This is a genomic window from Moraxella sp. CTOTU49097 (assembly GCF_032064105.1).
Classification (GTDB): Bacteria; Pseudomonadota; Gammaproteobacteria; order Pseudomonadales; family Moraxellaceae; genus Faucicola; species Faucicola osloensis_B.
Genome location: NZ_DAMBOA010000009.1, coordinates 70,221 through 90,897, shown reverse-complemented (window position 1 = coordinate 90,897; position 20,677 = coordinate 70,221). Strand labels below are relative to the sequence as shown.

The window sequence follows — 20,677 nt, the reverse complement described above, 5'->3', positions numbered from 1 at the left end:
CTGTGAAGATAGCGCTCTACTTTAAAGGGCTTGATAAAGGAATTTCATATGACTGATATGAACCAAACTGACATCGAACAAACCATCCGTGACCAAATCGCTCAACACAGCGTATTGCTTTATATGAAAGGCACGCCACAGTTTCCACAATGCGGTTTTTCTGCGCGTGCGGTGGATGTACTAACCCAAATTGGTCGCCCATTTGCGTTTGTCAACATTCTTGAAAACCCAGAAATCCGTGCAACTTTGCCACAAATTGCTAACTGGCCAACTTTCCCACAATTATGGGTGGCAGGTGAGCTGATTGGCGGCAGCGATATCATCTATCAAATGTTCCAAGACGGTGAATTACAGCCCCTAATTGAGGCCAATAGCCCAGCGGTTTAGTTTTACTACGAGTGGGTTAAGGTTATTTCTTTTTTAACGTTTTTGTTGTCATGTATCCATAACCATGTATCAAGTCCTAGCACGCAAATATCGTCCAAAAAACTTCCATGAGCTGCTGGGACAAGAACATGTGTCCAAAGCATTAATCAATGCTATCCATAACCAGCGCTTGCATCATGCGTATCTATTTACGGGTACGCGCGGCGTCGGCAAAACTACCATTGCGCGTATTTTGGCGAAATGCCTTAACTGTGAGACAGGGGTGACAAGCGAGCCTTGTGGCGTATGTGGTGTATGCCAATCCATCGATAGCGGTCGCTTTATTGATTTGATTGAGATTGATGCGGCATCACGTACCAAAGTTGAAGATACCCGTGAATTACTCGACAACGTACCGTATGCACCAACCCAAGGTCGCTACAAAGTCTATCTAATTGATGAAGTGCATATGCTATCGACGCATAGTTTTAATGCGCTACTAAAAACCCTCGAAGAGCCGCCCGCGCATGTGAAGTTTCTGCTTGCGACCACAGACCCACAAAAACTGCCCATTACCATCATCTCGCGTTGTCTGCAATTTGTACTCAGACCTTTGCCGCAAGTGGCGCTCGCTCAATATCTTGGCACGATTCTTAACAAAGAACAAATTAGCTACGAGCCTGATGCCTTATGGCAGCTATCGAGCAGTGCCAAAGGCTCCGTGCGCGATGCGTTGTCACTCACTGATCAAGCTATTGCGTTTGGCAATGGCAATGTCACAGATGCAGTGATTCGCCAGATGCTTGGCTTAATTGACCAAGCCGATGTCATTGCTATCCTTGCCAATATTTATCAGCAAAATACCCAGCAGTTGACGCAGTCCATTCAGCTTCTGCGTGAGCAGGTGGTGGATGCCAAAGCCGTATTTGACAGGTTGGCTGAGACGCTACATCAATTGGCGATTTTGCAGGCGTTGCCAAATTTTGATTTGCAAATCAATCGCCAGCAAAGCGAGCAATTGCAACAACTGGCTCAGCAGTTACCCGCAGAGCTATTACAACTATATTATGACATTGTGGTAAAAAGCCGTGAAAACTTGGCATTAGCCAATACGCCGATGCAAGCGCTAGAGATGTGTTTACTCCGCTTGATGGCGTTCAAGCCACTGCACCGTAATCAAATCTCGCTTCGTCCGCCAATCGCTGATAATCCTGAGTCTCAAAGTCTTGATTCTCAAAGTCTTGATTCTCAAAGCCCTGATTTTAAAATTGTCGACACAACGCCTAGCGAAGCCATACAAGGCGCAAAGTCTTCAGTGATGGCTGAAGATAGCTTACAACTAACTTCGGAGCAGAGGGATGACAACTTATCGGATGACCATCTGCTCAAATCTGCGTCAAACGTTGATAGCATTCAACAAATCATTGAAGCAAGCATTCAACAAGGCACTGAACAACAGGCATTTGATAATAGCCATTTAATATCTATCGATAAAGCCGCGTTCAATACTACCACACAGCAAACGCCCACCCTAGATGCCGATGCTAATCGCTTATCTGACTTGCAACCCAGTGCCAGTCATCATGAAACTAGTGTGCCTGGCATCGTTGCAGAGGGTAGTGATATTGCTGAAATATCGCCACTGGCGTTGCTCAAACCCACTGATGTACCACTTGAGGGCGAGTGGACGCCTGCCAAATGGGATTATTGGGTGTTTAATGCCCGTGAGCAAGGCTGGCTCGATGAGGATGAATTAGTGCTTGCCAAACGTGGAGTCATGACCGGCGAGATTCATGGGGTTAGCCAATTTGTTACTGAACAAAGCTTTTTGACCCATACCGCAACTTTTGATAATTTTTGCCAAAAACTTCGACAGCTTTTTGAGGGGATTGATATTCGTTTGGCGGAGTCGGCAAGCAATTTTCAAGCGCTAGAGAAATTAAAACCAGAAGCACTACAAGCGGCTCGCGAAAAACTAGCGTTACAACAAGCTACCCATCAGCTTGAACAACAAGCAGTTACCCAGGCACTGTTGCAGCAACACGCCTCGATTAGCGCTGTTAAGTTAATTCAATAAGTCAATTTAATTTATATAAATTCTAGTTTTTACTTTTTTAACAGACAAATAATTAAACAAAATCAATATTTGTTAAGAAAATCAATAAAATACAATATTAAATAGTTGAAAAAATATTAATAATTTTAGTTAATAAATCCCGATGTCGTTTAATTTATCTTGCTAATAACGTATAATACATCAGATTTTAACAGTGACTTTGATTAAGTGATAAAATTGGGTGAAATATGCTTGATAATTTAAGAGGCATGGCGGTTTTTGCAAGTGTTGTACGTCATGCTTCATTTAGTGGTGCTGCAAAAGAACTGGGCATAACAACAAGTGCGGTTAGTCAACAAATCCGCTCGTTAGAAAACGATATGGGTGTGGTGTTATTGCATCGCTCGACTCGTAAGTTAAGCTTAACAGAAGCAGGCACTAGTTTTTATGAGAGTGCCAAAGATGTGGTTGCGGCAGCCGAACAAGGTCGTATCCGTGTCAATCAATTACGCGATGAGTTAGCAGGGAACTTGCGCATTGCAACCACACCAGAATTGGGTGTCAATCATATTTTACCGGCGCTGTCGACTTGGATTTCGGCGCATGATGATTTAACCATCCATTTTGAAGCGGACAATCAGTATGTTGACTTGATTGAAGAGCGTATCGATATCGCCCTTCGGATGTCACCAAACCTTAATGACAGTAGTTTATCGGCATTTCCTTTGACCGAGATACGTCAGCTACTAGTGGCTTCACCGCATTTTTTACGTCAAAATGAAAAATTGACCGAGCCAAAAGATTTGGCCAAACTCAATATGATTGGCATTAGCCTTATCAAAGATCCCAATCAAGTCGATATGATCAATGTCGAAACAGGTAAAAAATCACGCGTGCGTATGCCAACGCGTATTCAAACCAACAACATTATGCTTGCCACGACCCTTGCCAAAGAAGGGCATGGCGTTGCCCGTATCATGTCACTCGATATCCAAAAAGAATTGGCAAATGGCGATTTGGTGGAAGTATTGCCAGGTTACCAATTACCAAGTTATATGCTGTATGCGGTAACACCCAGACATGAACAACAACCTGCGAAGGTGACGCGCTGTCTTGAAGTGTTGACCAAGTATTTTGCTAAAGTTTAGCGGTTGGACGGTCAGTAGTAGCAATAATTAGTAGCAATAAACAGTTAAATAAAAAACAGTGTCATAAAAAGCGAATAGTGAAGGCTATTGGCTTTTTTATTGATGTTGATAGCCGCTAAGGTTGTCTGTCAGGCGGCGCTTGGGTGACGCCATAGCGAGCGAGATGTTGATGCAGGATGCGACGTAACTCCAAAATCGCCTGCGGGCTAGTATGGACATTGTGACGACCGGTAAGCACTTTTTCAGATTCCACGCCTTCTAAATGCGAGCTGTTGTACGGCACAATACCATCGGAGAGACGGTCGGTTGCGCCATATTTCACCGATTCTAAGAGTTGCTTTTTCTCATCCAGACTTTGTTTGGCTTGCGCCAGACTCGTGGTGTTATACAGCTTGGTCTCTGTGGCGGGTCTAACGCTCGACGTCGTATTGTCATTTTTCAAAGATGTTATGGATGCCGATACATCATCAGTAGGGCTATTGGCTGCCTTAGCGGTAAGCTGTTCGAGCGCATTGGACAAATCTTTATCATCAGTGGCGATGATGTTATTGACGGCAACATTGGGCGCGATGGTGACATCTGCCGTTAATTGGTTAAAGTAAGAGCGGCTGCTCAACTGGCTCGCACCATTTTCCAAAAATAGCTGTGCCAGCGGATTGCTTGCAACCACGCCTTCAGTAAATAGCGAATTTAAATTGTCATACACGGTGCGGATAAATCCTGCCGGTAGTGAGATGATACGGCGCAAACTGCGAGTAAACCAGCGATCGGCATAATCGGTACCGCGAAATGGCGAAGAGATAAAAATCGCGCGATCGACTTGCGGCAGGGCTTGAAGTTTGAAGCGGTCACTGAGCGTTTTATTTTGCGCATGACGGACAAATGCCGCGTAGCCTGCTGAAAAATTATTGAGCTGTGAGTAATTGGCAACCAGTGCTTCGACTTTGGGCGTTAAGTCATCATTTGATACCAACAAACGCCCAATTACCCCACCCATACTATGACCAATCAGCACCGCATGTTGACTGGCAACGTCCTGCTGCTCAGGATCGACAGTTTTAAAAGTGCGTTCAATCAAGTCATAAATTTGGTGGCGGTTTTCTAGCATCGGGATATTGGTGGGATAAAAAATCTGCCAAACTTGGAAATTTTCGCGAAGTTTTGGGTCATTAAAAATGTCATTGGTCAGTCCAATCCAAGTTTCAGGACTTGATGCCAACCCATGCATCATGATAATCACGCGTTTATTGGGATTGTAGGGCTCAAGCATAAATAAATGCGGCTGGGTCTGCTGATAGGGCGAGGCAAACAAACTTAACAGACTGATATTGTCTAAACGATTATCTTTAGACCAAATACCGTAAGCTGCGGTATAGTTCGCCGATAACGCAAAATCTTTGTTGAGTATAGAGACACTTTTAAACTGATAGGGATCATAAATATTGAGCGAAAAATCGGTGGTTTTTTGCAACTCATCAATGCTATTGCCTTTGGGCACCAACACCGCAGTCATAGGCAAATGCCCTGTTTGGTGGATACGTTCTTCTAGCGGTGTATCATTGGCATAGTGTTGCAACAAGTCAATAATCACCGCCGTATTGATGCGACTATTGAGCAGTGCCACATAATTGATACCAAAGCCATCGCGGCGACTGATGGTATTAAATTTTGATAAATCAATCTGGTAGCTTGAAATCAACTTCATCGATGCCGATTTGTCAGTAAACGGCTGTCCATTGATATTGACACGCAGGTTGTTGCGAGTGATTTGATAATTTTCTGCCATTTTTTGATGATACAAGCGATCACCTAACGCGTCGATGGCAGCGTAATACAAGTCCTGAATTTGGGTATCGCGTTGTTTTGGCAGATAATACAATTGTGACGGTTGTTGATTGACGACGGTTGGATTGAGGATATCGTACATCAAATAAATGTAAGAAAACCGAATCGATTGCAGCATATCGTCTTGAAAGGCGATAGTACAAGAAATTTCATCGGGTTTGGGCGCTACAATGTCGGTCTTGCCAACCAAATCTTTGGCATAGTCTGTGGCCAAATCTTTTGGCGGATTGGTACAAGTTTTGGCTTGCTGGCGCTGCTGGGCAGAGGCGTAAAACAGCTCACTAATTGCGCCATAAATCCCTTTATCGGAATTAAGATCCGCTTGCTTGAGCGTCACTACACAGGCAGGCATATTTGCCAAGCATTTTTCTTCATCTAAACCTGCCTGCACCAAGCGGCTTTTGGTGTCAGAACTCAAGCGGCTGCCTGATAACACGCTGACGCGCTGATCCATGATGGCTCTTGCAGTATCGCGGCTACCGATTTTGGTGGTGGCGCAGCCAGTAAGGGTGATGATAGTAACCAATGTCGTTGCAGTGATTAGAGACGTTTGACAAAATCTAGTAGATTGGTTTGTTAGCGGCATGGTGATTTACTCGGCTAAAATAGAGCAAAAAATGATAGAGCAACAATAGATAGCGCAAAAAAGGTTAGCGCAAAAATCTGCCTATCACTGAATGATAGGGTGAAAAAAATCACCATGCTAAAATTCAACGATGATGGTGAATTAGCATGGTGACTTAGCAGTGATATTAAACCACCGCTAGGGTATGAACGCAAAAAATTATTGAACGACTTTTGCAGGGATATCCCAAATATAGTATTTACCGCTATTGACGATGCGTAATTGCTCATCGATATACGGATTGTCTGGGTTTTTGGCCTTAAATTCCGTTAACCGTTGAATGGCGCGGTCTTTTTTGTCATCCAATAAATCTGCTTGCGCCAAACTTTGCGTAGCTTCTAGATAGCCCATTTTTTCGGCTTTTTCTAAGTATTTGGCACCTTCTTTAAAACCGCCACCTTCAGCGAGCATTGCGCCATATAAGAAGTTGGCTTCTGCCGTGTCATTGAGCCGCACGGCACGGGCGATATAATTGCCTGCACGCACGGCATAATCAGAACCTAAATCCAGATTGCGACCCATGGCATTGAGTTTTGCTGCACGCAGTAGCACCTCATAAGAGGCATTTGGATTTTGTGCGTAGGTTTCAATCCATGCGGTCAAGGATTTGAGTCGCTCAGTGGTATTGTAGCGCTCAGTACGGCTCGAAAAAACAGGGGGATAGTGACGTGCCATTGGGGTGGCATAAGTAATAAAATCGTCTAACACGCTGACATCTAACTGTGTACTGTTATCCGTGGTTCGTGGAACCAAAACGGTTTTTATTGTTGAGATATTACTAAGCGTTAAAGTCGGCAGTGGAATATTGGCAAGATTTTGCGCTGAAATATCCGTGCCTACCAATTGTACGCTGTTAGTAGATGGATAAATCACGTTGGCAACCGTGGGGGCGGTCAAGACAGGCACTATCACTGAACCTGTATTTGAGGTGGCTGACGGCGGTGTCGTTTGCGGGGTAGTATCCTTCACGCTATTACTGACCGTATTAGCCGATTTTTCAGTTGATTTGTTGGTAGTTTTGGCTTTGGTCACCGTGGTTTTTTTAGTGGCTGTTGTCGGGGTAGCGGGTTTTGCCGTGGTGGTTTTGGTGGTGGTCGTCTTGGTCGCTGTTTTTGCGGTTGCCGTTGCAGCCATCGCTACAGTGGCATTGGTTGCCATCAAAATAGCTAAGGTATAAGCTAGGGGGGTATAGGCTAGGGGTTTTACCATATGAGTCATTGAAATTTCCTTAAAAAATTGGGTGGGATAGATTGCACAAATCAATCAGCTTATCCCATAGCAACAATGTAAAGCAATAATGTAAAAATACTATCAAAAAAAAATAAAGTTATTGTTATATTTTTACGCGAAAACAGCGCGCTTAAGCAAGGTTATAGCAATAAACACGGCAGCCAACGATTGAGGCTGTCAGTCATGCTCATTTAAACACGTTCGGTTAAACACGCTTAGTTAAAGATACTCAGTTAAATATGATACGCCACCGTTTTCATGCAATTAGCCAAAAAACGCATCGTGGTTTTAATGGGTAGTGGCAATGGGCTGGCGCCTGATTCGACTGCTTTATCACGGTGGTGTAATTCTTCTTTATCCATTTGGCTTAAAATCTCAGCGCTGCGTTTATCGTGTGCAGGTAGCTTACCAAGATGGCTGTGCAAATGCTCGCTGACTTGGGTTTCCGTCTCTGCGACAAACCCCAAACTAAACTCATCAGAAATCAATCCCGCTACCGCACCCATGCCAAACGATAGCCCATACCAAAGCGGACTAAAAATACTGGGATGACTACCCAATTCATTTAACCGCGTCTCACACCACACCAAGTGGTCAATCTCCTCTAGCGCAGATTGGTGCATGGCTTTTTTGACTGTTGCTTGCTTAGCGGTAAATGCTTGACCGTGGTACAGTCCTTGCGCGCACACTTCGCCCGTGTGATTGATACGCATGAGACCTGCGACATGACGCGCTTCTTCCACGGACAGTTTTGGCACATCGGGGCTAGAGACAGGCAAAGGACGGGTGCTAAGATTGCTGTTTGGAATAAACGAGCGAATCGCCCGATCAAAGAAGACAATATTGCGGTCTAGCTTACTGAGTGATAGGTTTTTTTGTGCTGGTTCAATCGACATAGGCGCTCTATTCAAAATGTTTCTAATCGCTATTATGCGCAGAATATGGCGTTAATTCTACTCAATATCACAACTTTTGACTAGCAAATCTATGTAGCTGATGAGCGATTTGGCTATTTTATAAAAAGCCCGTGACAGGCTAGGCAATCACGGGATGTTGTGTGATAACGATAGATTATACCGGTGGTAATTGTGAACGGTAGGCTTCTGCAAAGTTATGACCCGTTAAGGCTTCAGTGGCTTTGACCGTGACATAGCTACCTGGGGCATCGCCATACGTTGGGATTTCTTTACCTTGGCTATTTTGACCGACAACACGGGCATTGATTTCGTTACCCTCAAATGGTTTGATCCAGTCATGCCATCTTGTCCACCAGGTGTCTTTAACATAGGTGGCGTCTTTGTACCATTGGTCGGCGTCCGCAGGGTAGTTGTCGTTAGTGTAGTAACCATATTTACTACCTGGGGGGTTCATGATACCCGCAATATGACCTGATTCTCCCAACACAAATACTTTTTCACCACCAAATACTTGCGTACCTGGGTAACAGCTTTTCCATTTTGCGATGTGGTCTTGCAAGGTTGCCACCATAAACACAGGAGTTTTAACTTTTGATAAGTCAATTTTCACGCCGTCAATTTCAACCCCACCCGGTTTACGCAGCAAGTTGTTGATATAGAACTCACGCAGTAGAAAATGGTGCAGGGCAGCAGTCACGTTGGTACAGTCTGAGTTCCAGTATAACAAGTCAAAAGGTACGGGCCGCTCACCTTTGAGGTAGTTTTGTACGTAGTAGTTCCAGTATAGGCTGTTCTCACGGAGTAAGCTAAATGACACGCCCATCATTCGCCCATCAAATACACCTTTCTCGGCGTTTTGCTTGTCAATCGCAGTAACGATTTTGTCATCGATAAAGACGCCGATATCACCTGGATCTGAGAAATCAATAATGGTGGCCCAAAGTGTCGCACTAGCAATGCGGCTTTCTTGCTTGGTTGCGGCAAGGTAGCCTAGCGTCAATGCTGTCAACATACCCCCAATGCAATAACCTGTAATATTGATGGTTTTTTCACCCGTGATGGCTTCAATTTGATCCATCGCCGCAAGCACACCGTCTTTCATGTAAGTGCTCATGCCAACATTTTTGTACTCAGGCGTTGGGTTCGCCCAAGAGATGACATAAACCGTATGACCTTCGTTGACAGCCCAATGCACAAACGAGTTGTTCTCACGTAAGTCCATGATGTAGAATTTGTTGATCCAAGGTGGCACCATGAGCAACGGACGTTGTTTTACTTTTTCGGTTGAAGGGTCATACTGGATGAGCTGCATCATGTGGTTTTCAAATACCACTTTACCTTTTGAGGTGGCGATGTTGTCACCCACTCGGAACGCACTCTGGTCAGTCATACGGATATTGAGTGTATCAGCGCTATTACCCATGTCCTCAGCCAACTGCTTCATACCTTGAACCAGATTTTGCCCCCGACTTTCGATGGTCAAACGGAGTACTTCTGGGTTGGTCATTAAGAAGTTGGTTGGGGCTACTGCATTAATCCATTGGCGGGTAAAAAAAGCCAAGCGTTGACGGGTTTTTTCATCAATACCTTCAACGTCATCAATCGCATCCATCATCGCTTGGGTGGTTAATAAATAATACTGTTTTAAGAAGTTAAAAATAGGATTGTCTTCCCATTCTTCATCATTAAACCGTTTATCGCCTTTTTCAGGACTTGCCACTGGGTCGGTTTTTTCACCGGCAAATTGTTGTAGCGTGTTTTGCCACAAGTGCATTTGGTCTTTAAACAACTGCAATTGGTCTTCAATCATCGTGCCTGGGTGATTGGTTACCATTTGACCCATCTTACGCCAGCCATCCATTAAGTCCATCATAATCGAGGTATTGGTGTACTGCGGCGCTTGGTTAGCACGCATCGATTGCTGTGCAATTTGTTGGCTCAGTTTGGTCATATTACCAAAAAATTCACTATAGAATTCACCAACCGCAGGATTGTAAGGCGGAATACTAGAGGCCATGTGAGCAAATGGATTGGTTTTACTCAAAAAATCCAGCGGATTTTGCGGCAGATTAAAGGCGTTGGTTCCAAAGTTATTAAAAGGATTGCTACCAAAACCAAATGCATTATTGCCAAAGGGAAAATTGGCAAATGGCGTGTAGCCAAAAGCATTGGTATTGGTATTCTCTGCGCCTTGGGTGTTGGAAGTATTGCTATTTGAAGCGCTATTTGAAGCATTGTCGCTTGAGGAATGGGCGTTCGCTCCTTGATATTGGGTGTCTTTATTGTCTGCCATGATAAATCCCGTTATTATGATGTGCTTGATAAGAATTCGCTGTGAATACGCACGCTTACTTAAAAATATGGTGGATTAGGCATCTGTCTAATCCACCACTTTTATAGATTCATAAGCCGCCATTCATCTATCAGGTAACACATAAATAGCTGTTTATAAATGATACAGTCTTAAGAATGACTACGATGCATCAAACTAATTATTTTGCTGCAGGGGTTGTTTTTGCTGCAGGTTTTACCGCTTCGCTATTTTGTGTTTGTGCTACATCATTAGCGGTGCGGGTTGCCGCAGCAGTCACGTTAGTCGCAGCTTTGTTCATGTTTTGGGTGGTTTGTTTAACCGCTTCTGACATTTGGTTTGCCGCTTTGTGCATGTTTTCGTTCACTTTGCGGTTAAAGTCTTCTGCTGTTTTTGATGCGTTGCTAGCAGCGCTTTGCATGGCATCTTGCATGCTGGATGCATTTTGGCTGTAGATTTCATTCATCGCTGACATGACTTCATTACGGATTTCGTTGCCAAGCTCAGTCAAACGCTGTGCATCTGACAACATTTTTTGACCCAATTGGTTGAGCAGCTCAGTTTGTTTTTGGTTGAAGCTTGAAGCCGCTTCTGGAGAGTCAACAGAAGAAACATTGCGAAGTTGCTCAAGACCCATTTCTGAGTAATGACGCATTGTTTCTAGAGAAAAGTCAGTCATTTTTTCCGCATTTCGTAACATCGCTTGGTTGAAGCGAGACCATGGTGCGTACATTTGACGTGAACCATCTTTCATTTTATCCATAAAATCGTTGTTCATAATTGACCTCATTCGGCTACCAGAAAAAACAAGAAGGGTATTTGAAAATACCAAGTTGCGATACATTTTCTAATCAAAAATATGACTAAAATGAATGTGATAAGATTTAAGCATAGTCTATTTGCTTGATATTACAATATCATGAAAAATGGCTAAATTAAACCTTGCGAGGAGCTTAAAAGTAAAAAACAATCACTATTTATGTTAATATTTGTAATAGTATAATCAACTAGACAGTAAGCGTAGGTAACCGATAAAAATCGGTTATATCTTACCCTTCATCCTAAAAATAGTTGACAGGTTTGTCACTTTTACTTATCAGTTTCTATCGTGATTGCATGCTCAAGTGATAAAGCTAATTCAAGCTGCTCATCAGTCAATATGACATAAATTTGTTTGTCATCGTCTGAGTTGATTCGTAAAATCGGAACGTCAATACGGCCATCGATATTTTTATCCGCATCCAAACTAAAACCTAAAAAATCGAGTTGTTCGACAATCATCCGACGGATAATCGCTGACTGTTCACCTATCCCTGCGGTAAAGATAAGCGCATCACAGCCTTTCATACTAACCATCAGGCTTGCGATTTCTTTGGCGGCATGCGTGGCAAAATACGCCAGTGTAAATTTGGCGCGTGGGTCATCGCTAGCCAGCAAATCACGCACGTCATTGCTAATTTCAGATAAACCGAGCAAGCCCGACTCTTTATATAGGCATTGGTTCATTTGCTCGAGCGTCCAACCTTGCTCGACCATATATAAAATTACCCCAGCATCCAAATGACCCGGACGGGTACCCATTGGTACGCCATCTAATCCACTAAAGCCAAAGGTACTGTCTTTTGACTCGCCATTTTCGACCGCGGTGATACTACAGCCACTACCCAAATGCGCGATAATTAAGCGTTTTTTGGCAATCTTTGGCAGATAGGTTTCAAGTTTGCGCATAATCGCCTGATACGATAAACCATGAAAGCCATAACAGCGCACGCCTTGATCTCGCAGCGATTTTGGGAGTGCATAGCTAGACCAAATCTCTGGGCGATGGTAGTGGAAAGCGGTATCAAAGGCAGCGATGTGCACCAGTTTTTTATCAATGGCTTGCAGCGCGTTGACCACAGATAGGGCAGGAGGCTGATGTAGCGGGCAAATCGGTGACAGCTCCACCAAATGCGCCATCACTGTCTCGTTAATCACCACAGGAACATGATAGCGTTTGCCACCATGAACCACTCGGTGGATACAGACAATCTCACGCGCGGGAAAGGCATGTTTGACACGAGTAAACAAGCTTACCGCGGTTTCTGTCAGGCTATCTTGGGGTTCCCAGTCAGACAAAGATTGTGGCATGGAGTGCCAGACTTTGTTTTTGGTTTTTAGGTTGATATTGACATCAAACAAGGGGGACCACGCAAGCGGGGATGAGTCGACTGCTTTAGCGGTGTCATACGCCGCCATTTTGATAGTCGCTGAACCTACGTTAAAAGTCACCACAATCGGGTGAGTCGAGTCAGTATGCCTCATGACAGAATCCTTCATGCTAGTAATCTCAATTAATCTCAAGTAACCTGAACTAACATCAAGCTTGTTTACGCTTTTGCGCAACGTAGGCGCCAAGGGCAATAGAATAAAGGCGGTCGAGTTCGTCATCCGAGCGGCTGGTCAACACAATCGGCACTTTTGAACCCATAACAATGCCCGCGGCTTTGGCTTCGCCCAAATAAATTAACTGTTTACCTAGCATATTGCCCGCTTCTAAGTCAGGTACCAGTAAAATATCGACATCGCCCGTGACAGGTGAGTGGATATGTTTGATATCCGCAGACTGTTGGCTAATCGCATTGTCAAATGCTAGGGGTCCATCAAGCAAGGCGCCGGTGATTTGACCCCGGTCTGCCATTTTGCATAACGCCGCAGCATCGATGGTCGATTGCATTTGCGGTTTGACTTCTTCAACCGCTGCCAAGATGGCTACTTTAGGCTGCTCAATGTCGAGCGCGTGCGCAAAATCAATCGCATTTTGCAAAATGTCTTTTTTGGTCAGCAAATCTGGCACCACGTTGAGTGCACAATCGGTCAAGGTCAAAAGTTTGTGATACGTGGGACTTTCCATTAACCAAACATGGCTCATACGGCGCTCGGTGCGTAGGTTTTGGGTTTTATCGATCAAGACACCCATTAACTCATCGGTATGCACTGAACCTTTGATGATAAAGTCGGCTTGCTGTTCACGAACCATTTTTGCGGCGATTTCAACCGCGTCATGGCTATGCTCAGCATTCACTAACATAAAGCCTGAAATATCTAAATTGGCGTCAGTAGCGGCTTTTTCGATTTTGTGTTTTGGACCGACCAAAATCGGAGTGATGATGTGGTGCTGATGCGCTTGGATACAAGATTGCAAGATGATATCGGTAGTAGGGTGCACCACCACGGCAGGGACAGGGGAAACAAAGCGCCCTTGTGCTAAAAGCTGCGAAAGTTTGGTTAACATCGTGTTGCCCTTATGAGTTGACATAAATAACACTGAGCACTCAGGTTTTGATTAAGCGAGCGGTAAACATTGAAGTAGTATTACCCAATGACATGACAGCAAGATGAATCGGTTTATAAATCGATTGTTACGATGGGTTCGCCGCGCCGCTTAATTTATTAGATTAACTTAACTTATTTTAACTTAATTTGGCTTAACCAAATCTAGCCTGAGTCAACTAATCTTGGTAATACCGGCACCGATAATTCTACTGATGCCCCCTGTTTGCGGCACTACTTGGATTTGACTGCTGATTCTATCTTTGAGTGCCTGAATATGGGAAATCACGCCAATTAGCTTGCCCGATTGCTGTAGGTTGGTTAGGGTGTCGAGCGCTACATCGAGCGCTTCTTCATCCAGCGTACCAAAACCTTCATCCAAAAACAGCGAATCTACTTGCATGCGGTGACTGGCCATATTTGATAGTCCCAATGCAAGCGACAAGCTGATAATAAAACTCTCACCGCCTGATAGATTTTTACTGGTGCGGATTTGCCCGCCTTGGTAATTGTCCATCACGTTGAGCATCAAGGGCTGCTCGCTATTAGCTATCAGCAAATAACGGTCGCTCATTTTTTTGAGCTGCTCATTGGCGTGGGCAACCATGATATTAAAGGTCAAGCCTTGGGCAAAGTTACGGAATTTTTTGCCATCGCTTGAACCAATCAACTGATGCAATACCTTCCATTCTTCGGTATGGTTGCGTTGTTGGTTGATGGCATCTAATAGTTGCTGTTGGTTTTGTTTAAGGGCTTCATTGGCTGCTAGCTGCTGTTCAACGGCGCCCAATTGTTTTTGCTGCTCGCTAAATTGCTGTTGCAATTGCCCAAGCGCATCGAGCAATTGTTCAAGTGACAGCGCAGTTTGGGGGTGAGCAAGTAACCGCTGCTGTATGCGTTTGGCTTCAGACAGTAGGTTATGATTGCGCTGCTGGTTGTCATGGAGTTGACTGGCAAGCTGTTGTAAGCGTTCCCGCTCGGTATCGACTAACACCGCAGCGCGATAATCCGCCTCATCCATAAAACCCAATGTCGCAAAACGCTGCTGAATATCGGCTTGTAGGCTTTGCTGGGCAATTTTTAGTTGGGTGGTGCTAGTGGTCAAAGATGCGATTTGTTGTTGCAAAATCTGCAGCTGACTTAGCTGCTCATGAAAGGCTGTTTGGCTGGCTTGATAATCCTGCAAAGCCTGATTTTTTGCTTGGATTAACGCGTGAGAGACGATGTCTACCGCTTGTTCGCCAAACAAGGCGTATCGCTGCGCCTGTAGCTCGCTAATCTCTTGCGCCAATGCTTGCTGTCGCTGACGGGTTTGGCGTTGATTTTGGGTTAAATGGTGCTGGTCTGCCACCAATCGCGTGAGCGCTTGCTCAATGCCTGTGATGGTGTCATTGATATGGCTAAGCTTAGTTTCTAATCCTTGATAGCGCTGTAAAAGTTGCACAAGGGTATCGATATGCTGATTTAATTGGACATTCACATCCTGTGTGATATCAAAACTAAAAGTGTGCTCGCGCGTTGCAAACGGCATCAGTAACTTGTCAATGCGCTGTATTACTTGATGTTGTTTCTCGGCGATAACCAATTGCTGGGCATCAATATCGCGGATTCTGTCTTGGCGATGTTGCTGCTGATTTTGTAGCAGGGTTTGTTGCTGCAAAACATCATGGTATTGCTCGCTCAGTTCTGCTAATCGCTGCTGGGTTTGCTGCTGCTCGGATTGTACGGCTTCGATTTGCGTCAGTGAATCTTGCAGCGCTGCCAAAGCCTGCTGATTGTTGGTTTGTTGAGTCTGGATTGTCGTCGCCAATGTTTGAAGGGCTTGGTGGTCTGTATCGTCATCGGTGCTGGGGGATGCAACGAGCGGCAATGCTTCAATTGCCTGTTGTACAGGCTGAGCATGTATAAGGTATTGGCTGGCAAGTTGTAATTGATTTAATAAACGTTGATTGTGTGACTGTAAGTGCTGCAAATGCTCATTGCGCTGTTGCTGGCTATTAGTGAGTGCATGTTCTTTAAGCAATAACTGCTGTAATTGGTGATTGATGTCATCAAGTCGTTGTTTGGCAAGCGCTAATTGTTGCTCTGTATCATCAGGTGTGTAGGGCTGATGGGTGGCAAAAGGATGCGCGGTTGAGCCACACAGCGGGCAAGGTTCGCCGTGGCGTAATCTATCGCGCTCATCGGTCAAATCTTGAATTTTTGCCAATAAAATTAAGTTGCGATTTAACAAATCGACGGTTTGCTCGGCGGCTTGTTGTTGCTGCTCGCTAGTTAGTCTTTGGCTAGCAATCTGAGCCAATTGAGTTTGACCCTCGGCTAACTGCTGCACAAATTGCTGATAGTGTTGTAGGTTGGTTTGCCAAGTCTGCACATCGCTTTGCATGGCGGCAAGCTGCTGGTCGGTTTGCCAATAAGTTTCAACCTGCTGGCGCAATGCTGCCGCTGATTGCCCTTGTGTCAGATGATGTAAGTGACTGGTTTGGCTCTCTAAGTTTTGTCGCTGCTGAGAAATTTGTGATTGCAACTGCGTAAGCTGTGATTGCAGAGCGCTGGCTTGCTGCTCATTGTGCTGAAAATCACCTTGTAACTGCTGCTGTTCGGTGGCTAATGTCTGCGCTTGCTGACTAAATGCTTGGCTAGTTTCTTGTAGCTGGGTGAGGGAGGCTAATGTTTGAGGCAAGGTTGTTGCATGGGGGATTTGCTGCTGCGCTTGGATAAGCTGTTCACGCTCTACTTGCTGGCTGACAAGCTGCTGCTGCTGACTATCAATGCTTTGGGCATTATGCGCCAATTGCTCACTAAGCTGTGACAACTGCTGCGCAATCTCTTGAGCGTACTGATTTTTTTGCCCAAGGGTAGTGTCAAGCTTGCGCACTTGGTTTAATAACAGTTGGGCGTGTTGCCAGTCAGTTTCGGTTTGCTGGGCTTGGGCTTGATGCTCATCTTGGTTTTTTTTAGCAAGTTGGCAATTGTGTTCGGCGGTGGGTAGCTGGTGTTGATAACTGGCAAGATCACTGAGCTGTGCACTCAATAAATCACGCTGATAATCAAGTTTTTTAATATCACCCGACACTTCAAGGGCTTTTAGTGCGCGCTGTAGTCGGGTTTTTTGTGGGGCAAATTGGCTTTCTTGCTCGGCAAGGTTGCGTGCTTCATGCTCAAGCTTATGGATTTGGTGCGTGTATGCGTCAAGGTTTTGTCGCCATAGCTTATCAGACTCGATTTTAGTCATGGCGGTTTGGGTTTCATTGACGATGTCAACCAGAGCGTTTTTTTGTGAGGTTAGGCTTTGTATTTCTTCATCAGATAACACCGTCATGCCTGATAAGCGATCGGTGAGGGTCTTAAGTTCAGCGTCTGATTGGGTTTTAAACTCGTGTACTTTTTTTGAGATATCGCCATAGATTTCGGTGCCAGTGATTTCTTCGAGCAGATTGGAGCGCTCATCGCTATTGGCTTGCAAAAAAGCAGCAAAACTGCCTTGCGCGAGTAGCATGGCACGGGTAAAACGGTCAAAATCCATGCCGGTGAATTCAGCGACCAGTTTTCTAGTTTTTCTGGTTTGGGTTTCAAGCGGTGGCAAATTTGCAGCGTCATCGGTAAAAGGGGCGATTTCGTGCGTTGGCGATTGCAAGTTGCCTTCGGGGTTTTTTCTGGCGCGCTTTTGTAGCCAAGTACAGCGATAACTGCCACTTTTGGTGGCAAAAATTACTTCACTCAAACATTCGCCGGTATGGCGTGACATGAGGTCATTTTTGCTTTGGGTAATCTCGCCCAAGCGTGGCGTCGCTCCGTATAAGGCAAGACAAATGGCATCTAAAATGGTGCTTTTACCCGCCCCTGTCGAGCCTGTGATGGCAAAAATACCTTCATCGGCATACGCGGCATGACGAAAGTCAATTTCCCATTCGCCTTGCAATGAATTAAGGTTTTGAAAGCGTAGCTTTAAGATTCTCATTGCTGCCCCCCTTGCAAGCTTTCAAGCACTTCAGTATATCTTGACCATAACATGGGTTTTTGTTCTTCTAGCACTTGATGGGCAATTAGGCAGCGTTCAAATACTTGTGTTGGGTTTAACTCTTCAAGCGACTCATCGATGCGCTGGCTTTGCATCACCTGATCGCGTTTTTGCTGATTTTTGATGCGTAGTACTTCAAGCCTAGCGTCTTTAACCAGTTCTGCAATTTTTTCTGATAAATCACCCACGACTTCTTGCCCGTCATACACCACTTCAAGCCAAACCGATTGTTGGGAATTTTTTAGGGTGTGTAAGCGGGTTTTGATGGTTTGCCAATCGCCTTTGAGCGTTTGGATGGGTTGGAACACAGGAACAGGCAGCGATTGCAGGAGGGTAGTATCGCTAAGCTTGGCTACATTGTAAGGCTGTCCACTAAGCTGCCCGTTTAGATGTTCACTGGGTGTATCATACTGTGCTTTAGAGGTCGCTTGTGCGTCAACCTTTGCGTTAATCTCAGCCTCTGTATTTATGGCTTCAAGCATTGCTGATTCGGGCAACGCTTCATCCGCAAATAAATCCATCGACTCATGGCTCACCCTTTTGCGTTTGTTGACAGGGGTTGGTGCAGAGACAAGCGGTTTTTTTTGAATGGTTAAAGTCTGTAATGGCTGAGACAGTAAGTCAGGATTGGCATCAAATCGCAGCAAATGCACTTGTTTTTGTTGACGACTTTCGCCAAAACCCATGGCAATGGGTGAACCAGCGTAACGGATGTGTGGTTGTCCGCCAACCGCTTGCGGGATATGCAAATGCCCAAGCGCCACATAGTCAATCTGTGGGTGAAAAATCTCAGCACCGATACTACCGAGTGAGCCGACATGCAAATCACGCACCCCATCGCCTTCCATCGTTTGCCCGCCGACGGTAAATAAGTGTCCTGTTGCCACAATCGGAATAGTACGCTTATATTTGGCTTTGAGCTGCGCTTGTTGCGCAATCGCAATATCGGCAATCTGTGCATAATGGGCTTTGATGCCTTGGGCAAGTTTTCGTTCTTTATCATCCAATCGTTCGCCATGCCCGACGGTTCGTACATCACGGTCACGTAAGTAGGGCACTGCCATGACAATGAGCTCAGCTTGCCCTGCTTTATCTGATAACGTAATCACTTCGTCAGTCGGCGTATCTGTCATACTACCGATGATATGGATGTTAAAGGCTTTGAGTAGCTGTTTGGGCGCCTCCAAAAAACTGGCTGAATCATGGTTGCCCGCTACGATAATCACATGGCGACAATCGGTATCGCAAACTTGACTTAAAAAATCATAATATAAATTTTGCGCTTGGTTACTGGGTGCGGTGGTATCAAAAATATCCCCTGCAATCAATAGCACATCGACTTTTTGCTCACGCAGCGTCTGTAACTGCCAGTCTAAAAACTGCTTAAATTCATCGTAGCGTGGCTTACCATAAAGCCTACGCCCTAAATGCCAATCTGATGTATGTAATAAAGTGAGCATAAAAAATTATGCCTCTGTGGCGGGCTTCGCTGAAGTCATGGACTCAGCGTCTGCGGTGGCTAGCGAGGCAGACGCCAATTCGCTATCGTGTAACCCTTGGGCAAACAAGCGACCCAATAGATTAACATCATCGACCCGCGCATAGTTGAGACGGGTGACAAACGCCAAGCGGCGATGCGGACCGGCTTCATTGAGCGGCACTAACGACACATTGTCAGTTTGCTGGCGCACTTGCCCAGCTGCCATTTGCGGGACTAGCGTGGTGCCCATACCGCTGATAGCCATTTGAATCAACGTATGCAGGCTTGCTTCACTAAAGGCGTGTTTGACACGGCTTTTATCGAGGTGACATACCGATAGAGCATGATCGGTCAAACAATGCCCTTCGCCTAGCAGCATCAAGTTACTGTTGGCTAACTCATCGGCATTAATGCTAGGTAAGTTGGCATGTTTACTGTCTTTAGCAAATACCGCCAAAAACGTCTCTGACCAAAACTCAAATGATAGCATGCCGTCAGTATTGTAAGGCAGCGCAATAATGGCGGTATCAATCGCGCCATAACGGACTTTTTCAAGCAGTCGCTCAGTTTGTTCTTCTACCACATTGAGCTGAAACTGTGGGAATTGTTGGCGCAGTAGCGGCAATACCTTGGGCAGCAAAAACGGCGCAATGGTTGGAATGATACCAATCGTCATCGGGTAGGCGAGTGGGGTTTGGTGCGTTTGGGCGCGGGTCACCAAATCATTGACTTCGGCAAATATCCGCGAGGCTCGCTCAAGAATTTCTTCCCCAATCGGGGTGATTAGCACTTGTTTGTTGTTACGCTCAAAAATTTGGGTATCAAGCTGTTTTTCCAGCTCTGCAATCCCCAAGCTTAAAGCAGATTGTGAAATATTACACTCTTCTGCTGCCCGTTTAAAATGCTTATACTTGGCAACTGCCAATGCAAATTCTAATTGTCGTAATGTAATCATGGTTTGAATTTTAACCTTTAAAATAGCGTAAAATCGTCGCTAACGCGTTTTAGTTAAAGATAAATAAAAAGATAAAAAGGTAAAAAAACTGACGGCTACCCTAGCAAACAACACGCAAAAGAGGCATGCTAAAAATTTCAATGAACCGAATCATTTCAAATTTAGTTTACCATTTTTGTGTGCTTTTACGAGTGGAATCTTCTTTAATCTATCATTAATTTGGTCTTGACAGTAAACTCATTATCGAGCCTTTCAAAATAATTACAAGATAGCCTAAAGATTGAAACTACAAAGCAAAATCCTCAAGGTTAATTTAAAAATTTAATCAATCAATTAAAAACTTTAAACTAGACTGAATCTTAAATTGTACTAAGATAAACCCATCGATAACAACGTTTGATGGGTAAAAAA

At 44.8% G+C, this 20,677-nt stretch carries 13 protein-coding genes; 3 read left to right on the top strand and 10 right to left on the bottom strand.

From position 1 onward, the window contains the following. Positions 1–48: 48 nt before the first annotated feature. From grxD to RT064_RS07260, 3 genes are all read left to right on the top strand, one after another. Positions 49–387: a Grx4 family monothiol glutaredoxin gene (gene grxD, locus RT064_RS07270; RefSeq protein WP_007116440.1), complete on the top strand. Its 339-nt coding sequence runs from the start codon at positions 49–51 to the stop codon at positions 385–387. A 64-nt stretch (positions 388–451) separates the two neighbouring features. Further along, positions 452–2,443: a DNA polymerase III subunit gamma/tau gene (gene dnaX / locus RT064_RS07265; protein WP_313062645.1), complete on the top strand. Its 1,992-nt coding sequence runs from the start codon at positions 452–454 to the stop codon at positions 2,441–2,443. A 227-nt stretch (positions 2,444–2,670) separates the two neighbouring features. Then, positions 2,671–3,570, top strand: coding sequence for a LysR family transcriptional regulator (locus tag RT064_RS07260; protein ID WP_065263258.1), 900 nt, complete (start codon positions 2,671–2,673; stop codon positions 3,568–3,570). Between the two features lie 115 nt (positions 3,571–3,685). Here the strand turns inward: RT064_RS07260 and RT064_RS07255 are convergent, their stop codons facing one another. The 10 genes from RT064_RS07255 to RT064_RS07210 form a co-directional block, all read right to left on the bottom strand. Continuing rightward, the gene (locus RT064_RS07255; RefSeq protein WP_313062644.1) at positions 3,686–6,001 is read right to left on the bottom strand and encodes an esterase/lipase family protein; all 2,316 of its coding nucleotides are present in this window, start codon (positions 5,999–6,001) and stop codon (positions 3,686–3,688) included. A 198-nt stretch (positions 6,002–6,199) separates the two neighbouring features. Next, positions 6,200–7,258: a tetratricopeptide repeat protein gene (locus RT064_RS07250; protein ID WP_313062643.1), complete on the bottom strand. Its 1,059-nt coding sequence runs from the start codon at positions 7,256–7,258 to the stop codon at positions 6,200–6,202. 245 nt (positions 7,259–7,503) lie between these two features. Beyond that, positions 7,504–8,166, bottom strand: a complete 663-nt coding sequence (gene coq7 / locus RT064_RS07245) for a 2-polyprenyl-3-methyl-6-methoxy-1,4-benzoquinone monooxygenase (protein ID WP_313062642.1) — start codon at positions 8,164–8,166, stop codon at positions 7,504–7,506. A gap of 175 nt (positions 8,167–8,341) precedes the next feature. Continuing rightward, positions 8,342–10,480: a class I poly(R)-hydroxyalkanoic acid synthase gene (gene phaC / locus RT064_RS07240; RefSeq protein WP_313062641.1), complete on the bottom strand. Its 2,139-nt coding sequence runs from the start codon at positions 10,478–10,480 to the stop codon at positions 8,342–8,344. A gap of 199 nt (positions 10,481–10,679) precedes the next feature. Next, positions 10,680–11,276 carry a phasin family protein gene (locus tag RT064_RS07235; RefSeq protein ID WP_159675955.1) on the bottom strand — a complete coding sequence of 199 codons (597 nt, stop codon included), beginning with the start codon at positions 11,274–11,276 and terminating at the stop codon, positions 10,680–10,682. Positions 11,277–11,587: 311 nt separating this feature from the next. Further along, a complete protein-coding gene (locus RT064_RS07230; protein WP_313062640.1) occupies positions 11,588–12,802 on the bottom strand; it encodes an acetate/propionate family kinase in 1,215 nt (404 codons plus the stop codon). Between the two features lie 55 nt (positions 12,803–12,857). Beyond that, positions 12,858–13,772 (bottom strand): bifunctional enoyl-CoA hydratase/phosphate acetyltransferase, encoded by a 915-nt coding sequence (locus tag RT064_RS07225; RefSeq protein ID WP_313062639.1) that lies wholly within the window; start codon positions 13,770–13,772, stop codon positions 12,858–12,860. A gap of 213 nt (positions 13,773–13,985) precedes the next feature. Further along, entirely contained in the window at positions 13,986–17,771 is a 3,786-nt protein-coding gene (locus RT064_RS07220) for an SbcC/MukB-like Walker B domain-containing protein (protein WP_313062638.1), read from the bottom strand. Next, positions 17,768–19,291, bottom strand: coding sequence for an exonuclease SbcCD subunit D C-terminal domain-containing protein (locus RT064_RS07215; RefSeq protein WP_313062637.1), 1,524 nt, complete (start codon positions 19,289–19,291; stop codon positions 17,768–17,770). Before RT064_RS07215 ends, RT064_RS07220 begins: the two co-directional genes overlap by 4 nt. A gap of 6 nt (positions 19,292–19,297) precedes the next feature. Further along, positions 19,298–20,266, bottom strand: a complete 969-nt coding sequence (locus RT064_RS07210) for a hydrogen peroxide-inducible genes activator (protein WP_313062636.1) — start codon at positions 20,264–20,266, stop codon at positions 19,298–19,300. Between the last annotated feature and the right edge of the window lie 411 nt (positions 20,267–20,677).